Below are 15,726 nucleotides of genomic sequence, written 5' to 3'. Positions count from 1 at the left end.
GTTCGTGGGGTGAATTCGGAAAGAATATGCACGGGTTCTCCGAATGCCGTGCTGCATTCGTAGATTGTCGGAAAAGAATTACATCGATGTTGTTTCAGAGAATGTCAGCGGCAGATTTCGACCACTGCCCGTAATCAGCCTTCAGAATATTGTTGATGTCGACTTTGACTCCGCCCACGAAATCCTTGTCGATTCGGATCTGATGAATGTGCGCGTCGGGATGAACGAAGCCCTTCGGCGTTCCCCAATTGTGCTGCCAATACCACCGGCCGAGGCCTGCGACCGAGGCCAATTCGATGGTCGGTGAATTGGCGTAGATTCCCGTGTTCTCGGCTCCGATCACCGACTGCCAGCCCAGGATGTACGGCGCGATCAGGGTTGCGAACTCCACAGCGGTGGGGTTGTCGTCGATCGACGCGTAGATCGGGCGGTCTGCCGGACCACCGGCGGCGAGGTGGAGCTCGAGGCCTCGCTCTGCGTGCTTCACGCCCGCTGCGTACCCGCCACGCCAATCGGAAGTGGCCCCCTTACCGAACTGGTAGTTCGAGACCACTTCCAGGCCCGCGGATGTCAAGGCATCGGCCTCGGACTTGCGCATCGGCTTCCCGATCATCCAGTTCGCATCCGGTCGCCGATCGGACACGTAGCGGACAGCTCCGAGGTGACCGGCATTCTTGATCGCGGATGCCGATGGCACCCCACCCGAGTAGTCGACGAGTGTGCCGAGCCCGGCGTCGGCGTGCGCGGTCGTCGAACCCAACGCAACCAATCCGACGGCGGCCGCGGACCCCGCGGCGGCGTACTTGAACAGTTCACGTCGCGAAACCTGCACAAAAATCTCCATCGTCGTTCGATCGCGGCGGCGCGCCTACCCGATAAATCGCACAACCACTGCTATCTTCCATCGTTTGTCGTATCCCACCACAATCCCATCGGTACCGCCAGCCCCACTGCTCACACCCACCCCGTTCCCCTCCGGCTTCACACGAGCACCTCGCGCACCCACGTCACGAACATGAATATGGTGGGGAGGACGACGCACGGACGAACGCGCTGAGGAGTGGATGGACATGGGCGTAACGCTTGCCAAGGGTGGAAATGTCTCGCTGACCAAAGAAGCACCGAATCTGACGGCGGTGAGCGTGGGACTCGGCTGGGATGTCCGCGCCACCACCGGCGGAGACTTCGATCTCGACGCAAGCGCCATCGGACTTCGCACCACGAAGAAAGCACTGAGCGACAGCTACTTCGTCTTCTACAACAACCTGCGCTCCCCCGACGGTGCCATCGAGCACACCGGCGACAACCGGACCGGCGAGGGCGAAGGTGACGACGAGAGCATCGATGTCGACCTGGCTGCCCTGACCCCGGAAGTGGACTCCATCGTCTTCCCGGTGTCCATTCACAACGCCGACGCCCTTGGCCAGAACTTCGGTCAGGTCGTCAACGCCTTCATTCGCGTGGTCGACAAGTCCGATGGGCGCGAACTCGCCCGTTTCGACCTCAGCGAGGACGCCTCCACCGAAACCGCGATGGTGTTCGGCGAGCTGTACCGACGCGGGGCCGAATGGAAGTTCCGCGCCATCGGCCAGGGCTATGCCTCGGGGCTGGAGGGAATCGTGCGCGACTTCGGCATCGACGTGGGGTGACGGCAGTCACAGCCCGGCTTGTTGGGACCGTCTCGATTGAACAACGGAATCTTTCTGAGCTTGTGACGTCGAGATGATGTGTGGTGATATCAGCGCAACCGCAACATAAGCCACATCAGTCACAGGAGTCACACATGTCTCGTCGCCTCAGCCGTCTGGCGGGCGCGCTCGCGCTCTCCTGCGCGGCATTGCTCGCTGTTCCCGCCACTGCCGCAGCGGATCCGGCACCGGCCGATCCGCCGGCGCAGGCGATCGCCGCACTGCAGGGACAGGGTGGTGCCTCGCTCGACGCCGCGACCGCGATCGCCGACTCACGTACCCCGGTCGCCGAGGATGCGAACGTCGATCCGTTCGCCGCACTGAACGCAGCCAACAAAGCCCTCACCGACTTCGGCATCACGCCGTTCTTCTACCCCACCGCAGCGATCAACTGCTCCGCAACGGCGGGCTCGCCCCTCGGCATCGTTCCCGGTGTCGCAGGCGGAGCGGCAGGACCGTGGCCGCAGCTGACCGCGCCTGCCATCCCCACGTTGCCGTTCCTGCCGTCCATCCAGATTCCCGAGCTCAATGCAGTCGACAAGGGCGAGACGATGTTCGCGTTCGTCCCGGCCGGAATCGTGAACGATTCCGAGAACAAGACCGGGATGCAGGTCGCCTGGTTCAACGTCAACACCCTGCAGGGCGGATTCGCCGACTTCGGCGGCCTGGCAACCACTCTCGCCGATTCGATCCTCACCAATTCCGGTGTGCCCGACGCCGCGAAGGACATCGTTCGGCCGTTCGTCATCGGAGCGATCGACTCGCTGCCTGCCGCCGGTGCCCGCGCCGTACCCGTCGAAACCGGATCGGGAACCGTTCTGGCCGCGGTGTTCGGCACGGTGAACCACAAGGCCCTCGACGGTTCGGACAAGAGCTGCTTCTTCTTCCCCACAGTCGGCATGATCAACGTCGCCTAGTAGGTAAGCAAGACCACGAAAGGCCCTGCAGCACAGCGCTGCAGGGCCTTTCGTCTATGCCCTGACGATGCGACCCAGCCGTCCCAGGACCGCCTGCATCTCGGTGTGTTGCGAGCGCGCCGCCCAGGGGCGTTGCCTGTTTCGTCCCCGCATCTGCATCGCGGCCCCGGTCACGAGGTCACCGTTGGGGGCGAAATGCACGCGGACTATCTCGTTGAGTGAGCGACCCAAACCGAAACCCGCAACGCCACTGCAGAATCCGTAGGGAAACAGCGGTGCATCGGGTTCGTTGTACTTACCGCCGACGAACACCGGGCTGCCGGTACGGAAGTCGCGGCACTGCGCGATGAAGCCGTGGAAGGCACGCCCCTTCTCGCGTCCGTAGTATGCGATGCCCACCCGCCCGGACCCGGTGGCGGTGATCGCGCCGAAGCGGGCGTCGCGCACTCCCGGTGCCGACACCACCACCGGCCTCGACCAATTCGCCGCGCCGTCCGAGGACCAGGAAGCATGCAGCAATCCGTCGCGGTCCGGCCACACCGCGTACACGTTTCCGTCGTCGTCGACGGCCATCGACTCCGGCAGCAGATAGCGCGAACCGAGCAGCAGAAAATGCACTGCGTTGTGGTACTTCGCCAGCGCCGATCCCGGAACCATCCGAACGTCCCACGTCAGACCCTCGTCGCGACTGACCGCCACAGCGAACCGTCGACCGTAGCGGCCACCGATGTAGACGGTGCCGTCCGGACCGACCACACCCTTACCGAACGAGACGTACTCCCGACTCGGCAATCCGGGGATGTTCTTGGAATCGATGTCGAAACCACCGGCTACTTCCCACTTCACCCCGCCGTCGAAGGACCGCCAGATGACCTGACGGGTGACGTTGATCAGTGGCCGCACACGTACTGCGAACGGCGTGGGCGCGGAGAGATACGTAACCCTTCCGGCCCGTGAATTGCTCGGACCGGCAAACACTTTGGCATCCATCCTGGCTTTCGATGCCACTGTGCGCGTGCGCCAGGTTTCGCCCCGATCGTCACTGACCCCCAGGGTGAAGCCCGTTCGCATCTGATGGGGCGGCACCGCGTCGAATCGTCCGGCGTGCAGAAACAGACGCTCGTCGACGTCGTCGAAATACAGATACGGACGATTCCGACCCTGCCGCAGGCCCTCGGGAACCGATGCACGCCATGACTTTCCGAAATCGGACGAGCGCAGTACCCCGATGCCGTCCACGGTGAACGCGGGTGCGACGAACACGGTGTTGTCCGCCGCGACCCCGAGGGTGCAGGCCGCGGAGCCGTACTCGGTGTAGGAGATGTCGGTGACGAAGTCGGCCGATGCGGCGGCGTTGGTCGAGGAACGCAGTCCAGCCCGATAGCCCGAGGCAACTCTGGGCGTCACGACACCCGCCGTTGGGTGCCGCCGCGGCGTCGCGGCCACAGTGCTGGTCGATGCATTGGATCAGGCTAGCGCCCATGGCGCCGGTGGACCTCCAGGCAATCGAAGAAGTCCTCGGCCCATCCTGGTGACAGTTCACAGAATGGGACCAGCCAGTCTGTGGATTTCCGGTTCACACAGGGACGCATAGGCTCGACGCGTGCCCCGCGTTCGAGCCGCCCACAACCGCCCCGGATCGACCCGCCTGCATCCGACCGACGCGCGTGCGTACTGGATGGCGTCGAAGATTCCGAGCGACCAGTTTCTGCTGTACTGCTTCGCCAGCGGATCGGGAGACCTCGATTCCGAGGTGGCCCGATTGCACGAGCGCGGCAGCCGCATCGAGGTCCTGAGTCGACGCATCAGTGACGTCGCGTGCGGCCTCGATTATCCCCGTTGGACCGAGGCGGGCCCGCGCTCCGACGCGATCTCCGTCCATCGGAAAACGAGCACGTGGTCGGAGTGCCTCGAGGCGATCGCTGCATCGTTCGCACGTCAGGTCGACCCCCGAGTGTCCGTGTGGCACCTGCACCTGTATCCGAACATCGTCGACGCTCCAGGCGGCACGGCCCTCGTTGCCGTGCTGCAGCTTTCGCACGCGGCGGCCGACGGAACACTGGCCGCGCGCGCTGCTCGCGACCTGTTCGGCACGCATCCACTCCCACCGGCGTGCGTCCAAGTAAAGCCTCGTGCGGCGTTTGAGTCGGCATCCACAATCGTTGCCGCCGCAACTCTTCCGCTTCGGCTGGCGCAGATGGTTCGCGGCGGTGTCCGCGCCCGACGCGACGCGCTGAGCCTCGGGCGAGGTACCGATTCGGGCGACATTCCCCCGCCCGCACCTTCGCGCGCTCCGACCGACCTCGACGTGCCGCCCACCGGCCGGACGTCGGTGCGGACCATCGTGCTTCCGAAAACCGAGCTGCAGTCCGGCGGGACCACCGTCACCACGTTCGTGCTGACTGCAGTATCCGTTGCACTGCAACGGCTTCTCGGCGACGGTCCGGATCTGGCCGCCGAGGTCACCGTCGCCAGGGATGAGCGAGCCGACGCGCGAAACAATTTCGGCAACGTCGGCGTCGGACTGTTTCCCGCCGAACCGGACATTCGTACTCGCAGTCAGCTCGTCGCCGCCGATCTGGCTGCGCGCCGAGCTCGCGCGAATCATCCGCTGTCGCGGGCAGCCCGCGCCTCACAGGACGACGTCGAAGTACACGTGCCGGCGTTTCTGGCCGAATGGGGCGTCGCGCAGTTCGATCCGACCGCAGCCCCTCCGATGGTCACCGGGAACACCGTCGTGTCCAGTGTTTCGCGCGGTGCTGCAGACCTGACGCTCGGCGGCGGCCGCGTCCGATTCACCGCAGGTTTTCCGGCCCTGTCCCCCGCCATGAGCCTGACCCACGGAGTCCACGGCATCGGCGATACCGTCACCATCGGAATCACGTCGAACAGCGCAGCCGTACCCGACCCGGATCTGTACGAGGCACTCCTTCGCGACGCCCTCGACGAGGTACGCACTGCTCTGACCTGACCGGGACCGAACTGCCAGACAGTTCTCAGCATTTGTCGGGCGTCGGGCTCAGGTTCCCCGACCAGACTGACAGCCATGAGCCAGGAAACGGTCACCGTACTCGCCGTCGGGGGTACCGGTGAATCACACCCGTCCGACCACCGGACACGAGTGACGGGCCTGCTGGCCTGCGTCACCCGCGAGCTCGACGACCGCTTCGTCGGCCGCTGGATCGGCTATCCGGCGTCGTACGGTCCGGTCGCGCTCGGTGGACTGTGCTTTCGGCACAGTGCAGACATCGGTGTCCGGCGTCTACGCCGCACACTCGAGAGCACTGCCGGGCCGATTGCGCTGATCGGATACTCCCAGGGAGCGACGGTGGTGCGCGAGGTCCTCGGTCTCGTCCACGACGGGACGATCGACGGCAGCCGCATCGTTGCCGCTGGTCTGGTGTCGGATCCTCAGCAGCCGGTGGGTGCCGTCGACGGCTGCACCGGGCGCGGCGTCGCCGGTGCGGGTCCGGCTCTGCCCGAGTCGATTCCGGTTCAGTGGATCGGTCTGAAGTCCGACATGATCTGCAACGCAAGCGACGACAGTCTCATTCGCGACGTTGCCGACCTGACCCGATGGATGTCGTTTCGCACTCCGAAAATCTGGCTGCGTGAACTACTGAAATTACTGCGCAGCAACAGCTTCCAAAACGCGACCCGGACGCGCCTTCGACCCTCGCAGTGGGCGAAAGATGTTCGACGCCTCCGCACTGCGGCCGCAGAATTGGGCGGGTATCTGCCGCAGTCGATGCGCTGGCGTCGATTCGAGTGGTCGAACCCCGGCGGTGGCCGACACATTGCTTATGCGCGCGAGGATTATGCAGACGGCCTCACCGGCTGCCAGGTTCTCGCCCGCTGGCTCGGCGAGCAGGCGGATCTACGGGAGAACCGACTCAGCCCTTCTCGGCCACAACGGCGAGCTGCCTGAGCCCCTTCTCGAAATCCGGTCCGACGAGCTTGTCCATCGAGAACACTTTTCCGATCAGAGCGAACAGCTTGCTCTGCTTTCCCGACATACGCCAGGTCACCCGGGTCCCGTCGGCGACAGGCTCGAGCAGGAACGCCGTGACGTTCCGATTCTTGAACGGCTTGGTGAACGCGAGGTCGAGCACGATCAGTTCTTCGGGAATCGATTCGGTGATGGTCATCGTCCCCGCGCCGGCCTTGCGGTTACCCGACCACGAGTACGACGCCCCTACTCCCGCGTCGGGACCGGTGTAGGTTCGCTGCAAACCAGGGTCGAGTCCCTCGTAGGGCGACCACTGTTGCCAATGGTGAAAGTTGTCGATCAGAGCGTGCACGGTCGCGGCGTCGGCGCGGACGAGGGCTGATCGCTCGACGAGTACCGGGTGGGTTTCGCTGACCATGACGGTTCCTTCATTCTCTTTTGCACAGGCAGAAGATGTGCCCCGCGGGATCGCGGTACACCCAGAACGAGGGCTGCGCGTGGTCGATGAGTTCGGCCCCGGCGTCGACGACGAAGTCCCTGGCCTGTTCCATGTCGTCGACCACGAGGTCCAGGTGGATCTTGATCCCGTCGTTCGGCCAGTCGATCGGAGTGAACTCCGGCGCACGCTGGAACGCCAGCCGCAGCTCGCCCGGGCCGTGAATCACCACCCAGTCACCGTCGTCGCCGGCAGGCTCCCAGCCGAGAATTGTGCTGTAGAAGCGGGCAAGCGCAGCTGGATCCGGGCAATCGAGCACCGTGTAGTCGACGGTGATCCGCGGTGGCGTCATGGCGGAAAGAGTAGCTGTCAGCCGCCGACGGCAGGGGCGATTGTCTCGAACCATGCGTCGTGCAGGTGCTGCTCCCAGTGGTTCCACCAGTGCACGCCGGTACCGGTGATCTTGACGTTGGGTCGACCACCGACAGCCTGCAGCAGCGGAACGAATGCCCGGCTGCTCATGCCTGCGGCTGTTTCGAGCGGCACCATCTGCGCGAACCTGACCGGGTCGAAGCTGCTGCTGGCCGGGTTGAACACAGGGTCCGTGGCCGGTGAGCCACTTCCCGAGGAGACGAAGACTGCCGTGTTGCGCAGCGCACCGACGTTGAGGGACGGGTCGTTGCGGATCCAGTCCGCGGACGGCCAGGTACCCCACATGTTGCGAGCGTTGCCGCCCATCTCGCCGACGGCGACGGCGATACCTTGAGCGAACCCGGGGCTGCTGGCGGTCGGGTAACCGCTGAACGAGGCGACGGCCTTGTAGAAGTCGGGGTGGTGGGCGGCCAGGTTGAGCGCCGAGGTTCCGCTCATCGACAGTCCGGCCACCGCGTTGTTGACGTTGTCGCTGCCGAAGCGATCGGCCATGAACGGAGGCAGCTCCTGGGTGAGGAAGGTTTCCCACTTCACGCGTCCGAGTTTGGGGTCGTCACGCTGCCAGTCGGAGTAGAAGGTGCCGCCGCCGCCGAACGGGATGGCCACGTTGACGTGCTTGTCGGCGAAGAAGCTCACGACGTCGGTCTCGATGAGCCAGCCGTTGTCGTTCTCGGGCGCACGCAGACCGTCGAGCAGATACAGGGTGGGTGCGGGGCCGCCGCCTGCAGCTTTGAGCACCTTGACCGGAATGTTCTTGTCCATCGACGGCGAGTAGACGTAGACGAGCTCGGAGTCGGCCTTCGCCACACCGGTCCCCATCAGCACCGTTGCCATCGTGGCGACCAACACCGCCACTACAGCGAGCACCAGACTTCGTATCCGACCATGCAGCATGAACATTGTCCCCTTGTTCGTATCCATCCGACCGTCTCGGGGAGGGTAACAGCCCGGTCACGGCTCCGCCTCTCCTAACGCAGCGGGCTGTCGACGATCCACCACGCCGCATACGGTGGCAACCACACCGAGCCGGCGTCGTCGACCTGCAGATCGTGCTGCGAGAGAACCTCGACCGGGGCCGGAACACCGAGTTCGATCAGCTGTGCGTGCGGGAACGGCCGGTGTTCGGCGGTGACGTTGTAGAGGGCGACGAGGGTGCCGCTGGGATGCCGCCTGCGCACCACGAGCAGACCGTCGTCCGACTCACTCTGTACGTCCACCGGTGCCTCGGCGTGCAACATCGGTAGTCCGGCGCGCACCTTCGCGATCCGCGCGATCCCGTCGAACACTCGTTGCGCGTCGCTCCCCTGCTGGAATCGGCCGGCGCGATCGGCGTCGGTCACGCGCGGCCGATGCACCCACCGGTTGTCCTCGGCATGAGCTGGCTCCTCGGCCCAGTTCGGATCGCCCGGGGAGCCGAGCTCGTCGCCGCTCCACACAACCGGAATTCCGCCCCATCCAGCAATGACGGCGTGCGCCAAGAAGATTCGCCCGAACGCGCCGTCGGGATCCAGGCGGGACGGGCCCAGACCGGTCAGCGCTGCTGCGGTTCCACTGATCCGGCGGTCGCCGGTGTCCGGGTTGTACTGGAATACAAGGCCTTCGGCCCAGGAGCCGTCGAATTCCCCGGAGTACCAGTCGGCCAGGAAATGGCGATGCCCTGCGCCCGAGAGCCCGAGAGACGCCGCGTCGCCGTCGTCGATGGCCCAGCCGATGTCGTCGTGGCATCGAACGTAGGTCACCCAGGTGCCACTCGGCGGCGTCGGGGGCAAAGACGCCAAAGCGTGTCGCGCCAATGCTGTACTGCTCGTTGCCAACATCGACCACACCTGCACCATCAGCGAGTTGTGGTAGGCGATGTCCGAGACTCGGCCGGTGTGCCGCCCCTGACCCAAGTACGGCAGCAGATCCCGGGGTCCGACGATCGCCTCGGCCTTGAACAACGTGGCCGGAGCAGCGAGTCGAGCAGTAGCGCGCAAGGCCTGGGTGACCGCGTGCACCTCGGGCTGGTTCTGGCAGTTGGTTCCCAGCCGCTTCCACAGGAATGCGATCGCATCGAGGCGCAGCACTTCCACCCCGAGGTTTGCCAGGTGCAGCACGATACTCGCGAACTCCTGCAGCACAGCGGGATTGGCCCAGTTCAGATCCCACTGCCATTCGTTGAACGTCGTCCACACCCACTCGCCGAGGGTGTCGTCGAAGGTGAAGCTGCCGGGCGCGAAGTCCGGAAACACCTCGGGGAGAGTGCGCTCGTACGAGTCCGGGGTGGTGCGATCGGGATAGATCAGAAAGTAGTCTCGATACTTCGGATCGCCTGCGCGCGCCTTCTCGGCCCATTCATGTTCGCGAGCAACGTGATTGAGCACCAGATCGACCACGAGACTGATGCCGCGTCCGCGTAACGTCTCCGCGAGTGCCCGTAAGTCCTCGTTGGTACCGAGATCCTCGCGCACCGCTCGGTAGTCCATCACCGCGTAGCCGCCGTCGTTGTCGCCGGGCCGCGGTTGCAGCAGCGGCATCAGGTGCAGGTAGGTGACACCCAGATCGGTCAGATGGTCGAGCCGGTCCCCCACCCCGCGCAGGGTTCGGCCGTACCGGTCGACGTAACAGGCGTAACCGAACATGTCCGGCTGCTGAAACCAGTCCGGTTCGAGCAAACGACGCTGATCGAGCCGGTGCAGATCCTCCGGGCGGGCGGCATAGGCGCGCGCAGCGATCTCCACGAGGGTGGCCGCCACGGCGTCGGGATCGGGGTAGACGGCAGTGACCGCGTCGTGCAGATCGGGAAACCACTGCTCGAGACGCAACTCGAACGTCTCGCGTCGGTGGGCGGGAAGTTCGGCGAGGATCTCGCGGGTGACGTCGGAGACGGCGGGGTGAACCATGGACACATTCTGGCATCGACCCCAGCGTGCGGGCGCGCATACATCCGGTTACCGCGGGGTATCAAAGCGGCATGTCATTGCTGACCCGCACGCTGGACACGATCCTCGACAGAGCAGTCGTTCCCGGATACTCCCGCATCGGTGCCACGGTGCGTCGCCGATTCTGGGCCGCGGATCCGACGCCGTTCCCCTCCCCCATCGACATGGTGGTGACCGGTGCGTCGTCCGGCTTGGGCGCAGCCACGGCGAAGGAACTGGCCAGGTTGGGGGCACGGGTACATCTGATCGGTAGGTCTGCCGATCGGCTGGAGTCCGCGGCCGCCGCCATCCGAGACGACGTGCCCGACGCCTCGCTCGTGGTGCGCGAGTGCGATATCAGCAATCTCGATTCCGTTGCCGAGTTGATCGCGTCATTGGCGTCGGAACTCACCGCGGTGCACGCGCTCGTGCACTGCGCCGGGGTCATGCCGGACGGGCGGCAGCTGTCCGCACAAGGTCACGAATCTGCTTTCGCCACCCACGTTCTCGGGCCGGTCGCGCTGACGGTGGGACTGCGCGAACTGTTCGACGCCGGATCGCGGGTCGTGTTCGTCTCCAGCGGCGGCATGTACCCGGTGCCGCTGCAGTCCGCCGACTTCGAGTACGAGAACGGCAAGTACTCCGGTATGACGGCGTACGCCAGGACCAAGCGCATGCAGGTGGTGGTGACCGAGCAACTGGCCGAGCGGTTCTCGCTCGAAGACGATCCGGTGGTGCACAGCATGCATCCCGGCTGGGCGGCGACACCCGGCGTCACCGGATCGATGCCACTGTTCGGTTCGGTGATGAAGCCGATTCTGCGCAGTGCCGACGACGGGGCCGATACCATCGTCTGGCTCGTCGCATCCGACCAGGCATTGACCAGTACCGGCACGTTCTGGCACGACCGAGCCCCGCGTCCGACGCACTACCCGTCGTGGCGGGGTGATTCACCTCGCGTGCGAGATGCCCTGTGGGCCAGCGTGGTCGAGGCAACGGGTATCGAAATCTGACGTCGTTCACGGCTCGCGTGCAGGCTGTTTCCGCCCAACGACCGCGTTTCGAATGAGGATCAGCAGGGTCAAGCTGAATCCCCAGCCGAGCATGCACAGAATGACACCCACACCCGACTGCCCGGTGACATCGGTACTCGCGTCGACGCAGAACGCCGTCGAGAAGCCCACCGTCAGGCCCAACGCAGCGACGTGTCCCCCGGTCTTCGGCCATCGTGACAGGTGCGCGGCCAGCAGGCACAGCAACACGACCGTCGCACCGCACGCTGCGACTTGCCATGATGGGAACTCGTTCGGGGCCGGGAGACCCGGTCCACGCACTTCGCCTCGGTAGTCGGCAGACCAGCTCAGCCACCCTGCACACGCTACGAAACCCGATGCGGCAGCAGTCGATCCGGTGGCCCACAGCCCAAGGGGGCCGGTCCCCGCAATCTCTCGGCGCTTCGCGAAGACGGCCCACAGAACGAGAGCCCAGAACGTCGACGGCACGCCGACGAAAACGAAGACAATCCACAGAAACTGAGACCACGAAAAGTCGACTGCCATGACCCGACGCTATCGGACATCGCATAGCTACAGTCGAGACATGTCGCTCGTCGATCGGTTGTCGAACTCGCTCCCCACGGATCGGATCGTTGTCGATCCCGACGTCATCGCGTCGTACCAGCACGACGAGGCAGAGTGGGCACCGTATTCGGTCCCGATCGCGGTCGTTCGGCCCCGCTCCGCTGAGGAAGTGCAGGCCGTCGTTCGCGCCTGCCTCGCTCACGGCGCGCCCATTATCACTCGCGGAGCGGGCACCGGACTGTCCGGTGGTGCGAATGCCACCGAGGGATGCGTCGTGCTCGCCCTCGACGGCATGGACGCGATCAAGGAGATCGACCCGCTCGAGCGCTACGCCGTCGTCGAGCCGGGGGTGGTCAACGACCACTTGCGGGCAGCGGTCGCCGAACAGGGTCTCTGGTACCCGCCGGATCCGGCCAGCGCTCCGTGGTCGACCATCGGCGGCAACGTCGCCACCAACGCCGGCGGACTGTGCTGCGTGAAGTACGGCGTCACCCGTGATTACGTCATGGGCATGCAGGTGGTCACCGGTACCGGAGAATTGGTGAGGCTCGGGCGAAAGACCGCGAAAGGCGTTGCCGGATACGATCTTGCGGGTCTGATGGTCGGATCGGAAGGCACGCTCGGCATCATCACCGAGGTGACGCTCAAGCTGCGCCCGCTCCAGGATCCGCAGCGGACCGTCGCCGGCTACTTCGATTCGATCGTCGACGCCGGGCGTGCCGTCGCCGCGGTGGCCGCCGCCGGATTGACGCCCTCCGCGTTGGAGCTGATCGACAAGCAGTGCCTTATCGCCGTCGACGCCTGGAAGAACATGGGGCTGTCGGTGGAGGCGAATGTGGTGCTGCTCGGGCGGATCGACGATCCCGGACTGATCGGCGATCAGCAAGCCGAGAAGATGCTCTCCTGCTTCGAGGAGGCCGGGGCCACGTGGTCCGCGGTCTCGACGGATCAGGAGGAGGCCGACGCGCTGTTCACTGCCCGACGGTTGGCGTATCCGGCGATGGAGCGCCTGGGGCCGGTATTGACCGAGGATGTCTGCGTGCCGAAGAAGCATGTGCCCGAGATGCTCTCGCGCATCGAGCAGATCGGCCTACGCTACGAGACGACGATCGCCAACATCGCCCACGCAGGCGACGGAAACCTGCACCCATTGCTCATCACGCCACACGACGACCTTCCGGCCCGGGAACGCGCTCAGGCCGCCTTTGCCGAAATCATCGACGCGGCACTGGAACTCGGTGGCACCGTCACCGGCGAGCATGGAGTCGGACTGCTCAAGATGGACGGTCTGGTGCAAGAACTCGATCCGGTGGTGTTGGACATGCACCGAGCGGTGAAAAAGGCGCTCGATCCCCACGGAATCCTGAACCCCGGCAAGGTGTTCGCGCCGTAACGGTTTCAGCCCTGTGGTTGTGATCGCAGATTGCCGTTGTGCAGCACGGTCACCAGCAGACTCGGCAGGCCGTTGACCAGCACGAGAACCGCAACCATGACGCTCACGGCCAGCCACGGCTGGGTCAGCCAGAAATGATTGCCGAGCTGTAGCGCACCGAAAAGGCTCAGTATCCAACCGGCAGTCTGAGCACGTCGAGCGCGTTGGGCAGGTCTGACCGGATACGAGCCATTCACTGCCGGCAACCTGGAGCCGTAGTTCTCACGAGCGGTAATTCGAGCGGCGACGATGTGCAGCAGCACAGCGAAGGTGATGGCACACACCGTAGCCACCATGCGACCGTCACCCTCTTCCCCATCGGTTCCCGTCAGCGCAGTCTCGCAGGTCGAATAGCAATGCGCCACCACGCAGTTCTAGGTCGCAACGATCGCGCCACGGGCTGCCGTGTTGCAGTCGACTGCCCACGCTGCGATTCTGTGGTCGTGCGAGTAGCTCTCATAGCCGACATTCACGGCAACATCGCGGCGCTCGACGCCGTCCTCGAAGACATCGAAGGTCATCGCGTCGACTCGGTGATCAATCTCGGCGATCTGCTCTCCGGTGGCCTGCATCCGCGTCGAACTGCGGATCGACTCATGGCCTTGGACATGCCCACGATCGCGGGCAATCACGATCGCTATCTGCTCGAACAGCATCCCGATTCGATGGGTAGTTGGGATCGGCACGCCCATGATCGACTCGACGACGAGCATCGACAGTGGCTGGGCTCGCTGCCGTTCTCACTCGACCTCGATCACGGAATCCTCGCAGTGCACGGAACGCCCACCGATGATCAGCAGTACTTTCTGCACTCGGTCGACCCCGACGGCTCTCGCGAGGCAACCGATGCCGAAATTCTCTACCGGGCAGCAGGTTTCACCGACAAAGCTGTCATCGCCTGCGGACACACCCACCTGCAGCGACAGTGGACTCTCCCCAGCGGCACACTCGTGGTCAATCCCGGAAGCGTCGGCACCCCCGCGTACGACGACGATCTCCCCTACCCTCACGTCATGGAATCCGGGTCTCCGCATGCCCGCTACGCGGTACTCGACGACCACGACAGTGGCAGCTGGACAGTGTCGTTCGAGTTGGTCGAATACGACCACGTCGGTGCGGCAGACGACGCCCGCGCACACGGGATGAACGACATCGCCGACGCTCTTCTCACCGGATTCGTCGGCCCTGCGCCACAAGAGCAGTCACACTGATCGCGTGAAGATCACCGACGCTCAGCGCCGACACCGGCTCGTCGCGCAGCACTTCGCCCGTGCCTCGACCACCGAAGGTGTGGTGTCGTCACTCCTCGCGTTGCATGCGACCGATCCGGCGACGGTGTATCTGTCGGTGCTCGCCCGCGCTCGAACACTGGGACTCTCGGATGTTCGTGATGCGATGTACGAGCGCCGGAGCCTGGTGCGGTTGATGGCGATGCGGCGCACGATGTTCGTCGTCGCTCATGACGACGTTCCGATGATTCACGCTGCGGCGAGCCTCGGGGTTGCGCGCACCATGCGAGCGCGGCTGATCAAGCAGGTCTCCACTTTGCCCACCGAACCGGTGATCGACGACGTCGAATCATGGCTCGCCGCAACCGAAGCCGAGACCGAATCGGCGTTGCGATCGATGGGAACTGCCACCGGTGCAGAACTGTCCTCTGCAGTTGCAGGCCTCAAGACAGCGCTGCTACCGACCACCGACAAGGTGTACGACGTCAAGCGGTACGTCACCTCCGAGGTGCTGGTGATGATGGCTGCCGAGGGAAAATTGGTGCGCGTCGAACCGCGGGGCGCGTGGACTTCCCGACGGCACGCATGGGCACCGATCGATCACTGGTGGCCGGACGGGATTCCCGAACTCGACGAGACCGAGGCGAGGACGGTCCTGGCACGACGATGGCTCGAAGTATTCGGACCCGCAACCCTCGACGACCTGCAGTGGTGGACGGGCTGGAACAAGACGCAGACTCGCGGTGCGGTCTCGGGCCTGGACACCGTGGCCGTCGAACTGACCGAGGGCGATGGAATCATGTTGTCCAGCACTGTTTTCGAGAAACCTTCCGGTACGAGCGTCATGCTGCTACCTGCGCTCGATCCCACGCCGATGGGATGGAAGCACCGCGCCTGGTATCTCGGCGAACACAAGGCACCGCTGTTCGACACCTTCGGCAACATCGGCCCGACCATCTGGTCCGGGGGCCGCATCGTCGGCGGCTGGGCGGTGACCGGTTCCGGCGAGGTGGTCACCGAATTGCTCGAGGACGTCGGATCGACGGCGTCGAAAGCAGTCGCAGCCGAGGCCGCACGACTCAACACCCTGCTCGACGGCACCCCGGTGGTCCCCTCCTTCCCGACACCTCTGGAGAAGAAACTTCGTGGGAAGAAGTAGCCGA

General features: G+C 64.8%; 16 protein-coding genes. 8 read left to right on the top strand and 8 right to left on the bottom strand.

Translation table 11 applies throughout. The features are described from left to right. Positions 1–94: 94 nt before the first annotated feature. Positions 95–844 carry a DUF1906 domain-containing protein gene (locus tag CH256_RS02665; RefSeq protein WP_068052959.1) on the bottom strand — a complete coding sequence of 250 codons (750 nt, stop codon included), beginning with the start codon at positions 842–844 and terminating at the stop codon, positions 95–97. 226 nt (positions 845–1,070) lie between these two features. Between CH256_RS02665 and CH256_RS02660 the strand changes: the two genes are divergently transcribed. Next, entirely contained in the window at positions 1,071–1,649 is a 579-nt protein-coding gene (locus tag CH256_RS02660; RefSeq protein ID WP_068052993.1) for a TerD family protein, read from the top strand. A gap of 134 nt (positions 1,650–1,783) precedes the next feature. Then, positions 1,784–2,605, top strand: coding sequence for a hypothetical protein (locus CH256_RS02655; RefSeq protein WP_094668800.1), 822 nt, complete (start codon positions 1,784–1,786; stop codon positions 2,603–2,605). 54 nt (positions 2,606–2,659) lie between these two features. Here CH256_RS02655 and CH256_RS02650 read toward each other — a convergent pair whose 3' ends face one another. Beyond that, the gene (locus CH256_RS02650) at positions 2,660–4,012 is read right to left on the bottom strand and encodes a sialidase family protein (protein ID WP_143536505.1); all 1,353 of its coding nucleotides are present in this window, start codon (positions 4,010–4,012) and stop codon (positions 2,660–2,662) included. A gap of 196 nt (positions 4,013–4,208) precedes the next feature. Here CH256_RS02650 and CH256_RS02645 point away from each other — a divergent pair, with 196 nt between their 5' ends. Together CH256_RS02645 and CH256_RS02640 are read left to right on the top strand one after the other, a co-directional pair. Continuing rightward, positions 4,209–5,576, top strand: a complete 1,368-nt coding sequence (locus CH256_RS02645; protein WP_094668799.1) for a WS/DGAT domain-containing protein — start codon at positions 4,209–4,211, stop codon at positions 5,574–5,576. A 75-nt stretch (positions 5,577–5,651) separates the two neighbouring features. Continuing rightward, on the top strand, positions 5,652–6,533 hold the full coding sequence (locus tag CH256_RS02640; RefSeq protein ID WP_094668798.1) for a PE-PPE domain-containing protein: 882 nt from the start codon (positions 5,652–5,654) through the stop codon (positions 6,531–6,533). On the opposite strand, the gene CH256_RS02635 is transcribed toward CH256_RS02640, so the two are convergent. The 4 genes from CH256_RS02635 to CH256_RS02620 all read right to left on the bottom strand — a co-directional run bounded on the left by CH256_RS02635 (position 6,499) and on the right by CH256_RS02620 (position 10,304). Then, positions 6,499–6,972 (bottom strand): SRPBCC family protein, encoded by a 474-nt coding sequence (locus CH256_RS02635; protein ID WP_094641229.1) that lies wholly within the window; start codon positions 6,970–6,972, stop codon positions 6,499–6,501. The two genes, CH256_RS02640 and CH256_RS02635, sit on opposite strands and share 35 nt — an antisense overlap. A gap of 10 nt (positions 6,973–6,982) precedes the next feature. Next, the gene (locus CH256_RS02630; RefSeq protein WP_068283804.1) at positions 6,983–7,342 is read right to left on the bottom strand and encodes a VOC family protein; all 360 of its coding nucleotides are present in this window, start codon (positions 7,340–7,342) and stop codon (positions 6,983–6,985) included. 17 nt (positions 7,343–7,359) lie between these two features. Continuing rightward, positions 7,360–8,316 (bottom strand): alpha/beta hydrolase, encoded by a 957-nt coding sequence (locus tag CH256_RS02625; protein ID WP_094668827.1) that lies wholly within the window; start codon positions 8,314–8,316, stop codon positions 7,360–7,362. A 74-nt stretch (positions 8,317–8,390) separates the two neighbouring features. Then, complete coding sequence (locus tag CH256_RS02620; RefSeq protein ID WP_094668797.1) at positions 8,391–10,304, bottom strand: alpha-amylase family protein; 1,914 nt, start codon at positions 10,302–10,304, stop codon at positions 8,391–8,393. A gap of 71 nt (positions 10,305–10,375) precedes the next feature. Here CH256_RS02620 and CH256_RS02615 point away from each other — a divergent pair, with 71 nt between their 5' ends. Next, positions 10,376–11,335: an SDR family NAD(P)-dependent oxidoreductase gene (locus CH256_RS02615; protein WP_094668796.1), complete on the top strand. Its 960-nt coding sequence runs from the start codon at positions 10,376–10,378 to the stop codon at positions 11,333–11,335. A gap of 6 nt (positions 11,336–11,341) precedes the next feature. Here CH256_RS02615 and CH256_RS02610 read toward each other — a convergent pair whose 3' ends face one another. Beyond that, complete coding sequence (locus tag CH256_RS02610; protein WP_094668795.1) at positions 11,342–11,881, bottom strand: hypothetical protein; 540 nt, start codon at positions 11,879–11,881, stop codon at positions 11,342–11,344. A 40-nt stretch (positions 11,882–11,921) separates the two neighbouring features. On the opposite strand from CH256_RS02610, the gene CH256_RS02605 reads away from it, so the two are divergent. Continuing rightward, the gene (locus tag CH256_RS02605; RefSeq protein ID WP_094668794.1) at positions 11,922–13,295 is read left to right on the top strand and encodes an FAD-binding oxidoreductase; all 1,374 of its coding nucleotides are present in this window, start codon (positions 11,922–11,924) and stop codon (positions 13,293–13,295) included. Between the two features lie 5 nt (positions 13,296–13,300). Here CH256_RS02605 and CH256_RS02600 read toward each other — a convergent pair whose 3' ends face one another. After that, positions 13,301–13,630 (bottom strand): hypothetical protein, encoded by a 330-nt coding sequence (locus CH256_RS02600; protein ID WP_068052945.1) that lies wholly within the window; start codon positions 13,628–13,630, stop codon positions 13,301–13,303. A 147-nt stretch (positions 13,631–13,777) separates the two neighbouring features. Between CH256_RS02600 and CH256_RS02595 the strand changes: the two genes are divergently transcribed. Together CH256_RS02595 and CH256_RS02590 are read left to right on the top strand one after the other, a co-directional pair. Beyond that, entirely contained in the window at positions 13,778–14,545 is a 768-nt protein-coding gene (locus tag CH256_RS02595; protein ID WP_094668826.1) for a metallophosphoesterase family protein, read from the top strand. A gap of 4 nt (positions 14,546–14,549) precedes the next feature. Next, entirely contained in the window at positions 14,550–15,722 is a 1,173-nt protein-coding gene (locus tag CH256_RS02590; RefSeq protein ID WP_094668793.1) for a winged helix DNA-binding domain-containing protein, read from the top strand. Positions 15,723–15,726 lie beyond the last annotated feature (4 nt).

The sequence above is a fragment of the Rhodococcus sp. 05-2254-6 genome, assembly GCF_002258565.1.
Taxonomy (GTDB): domain Bacteria; phylum Actinomycetota; class Actinomycetes; order Mycobacteriales; family Mycobacteriaceae; genus Rhodococcoides.
The sequence above is the reverse complement of the archived record's forward strand: the minus strand, read 5'-3'. Positions and strand labels throughout refer to the sequence as shown.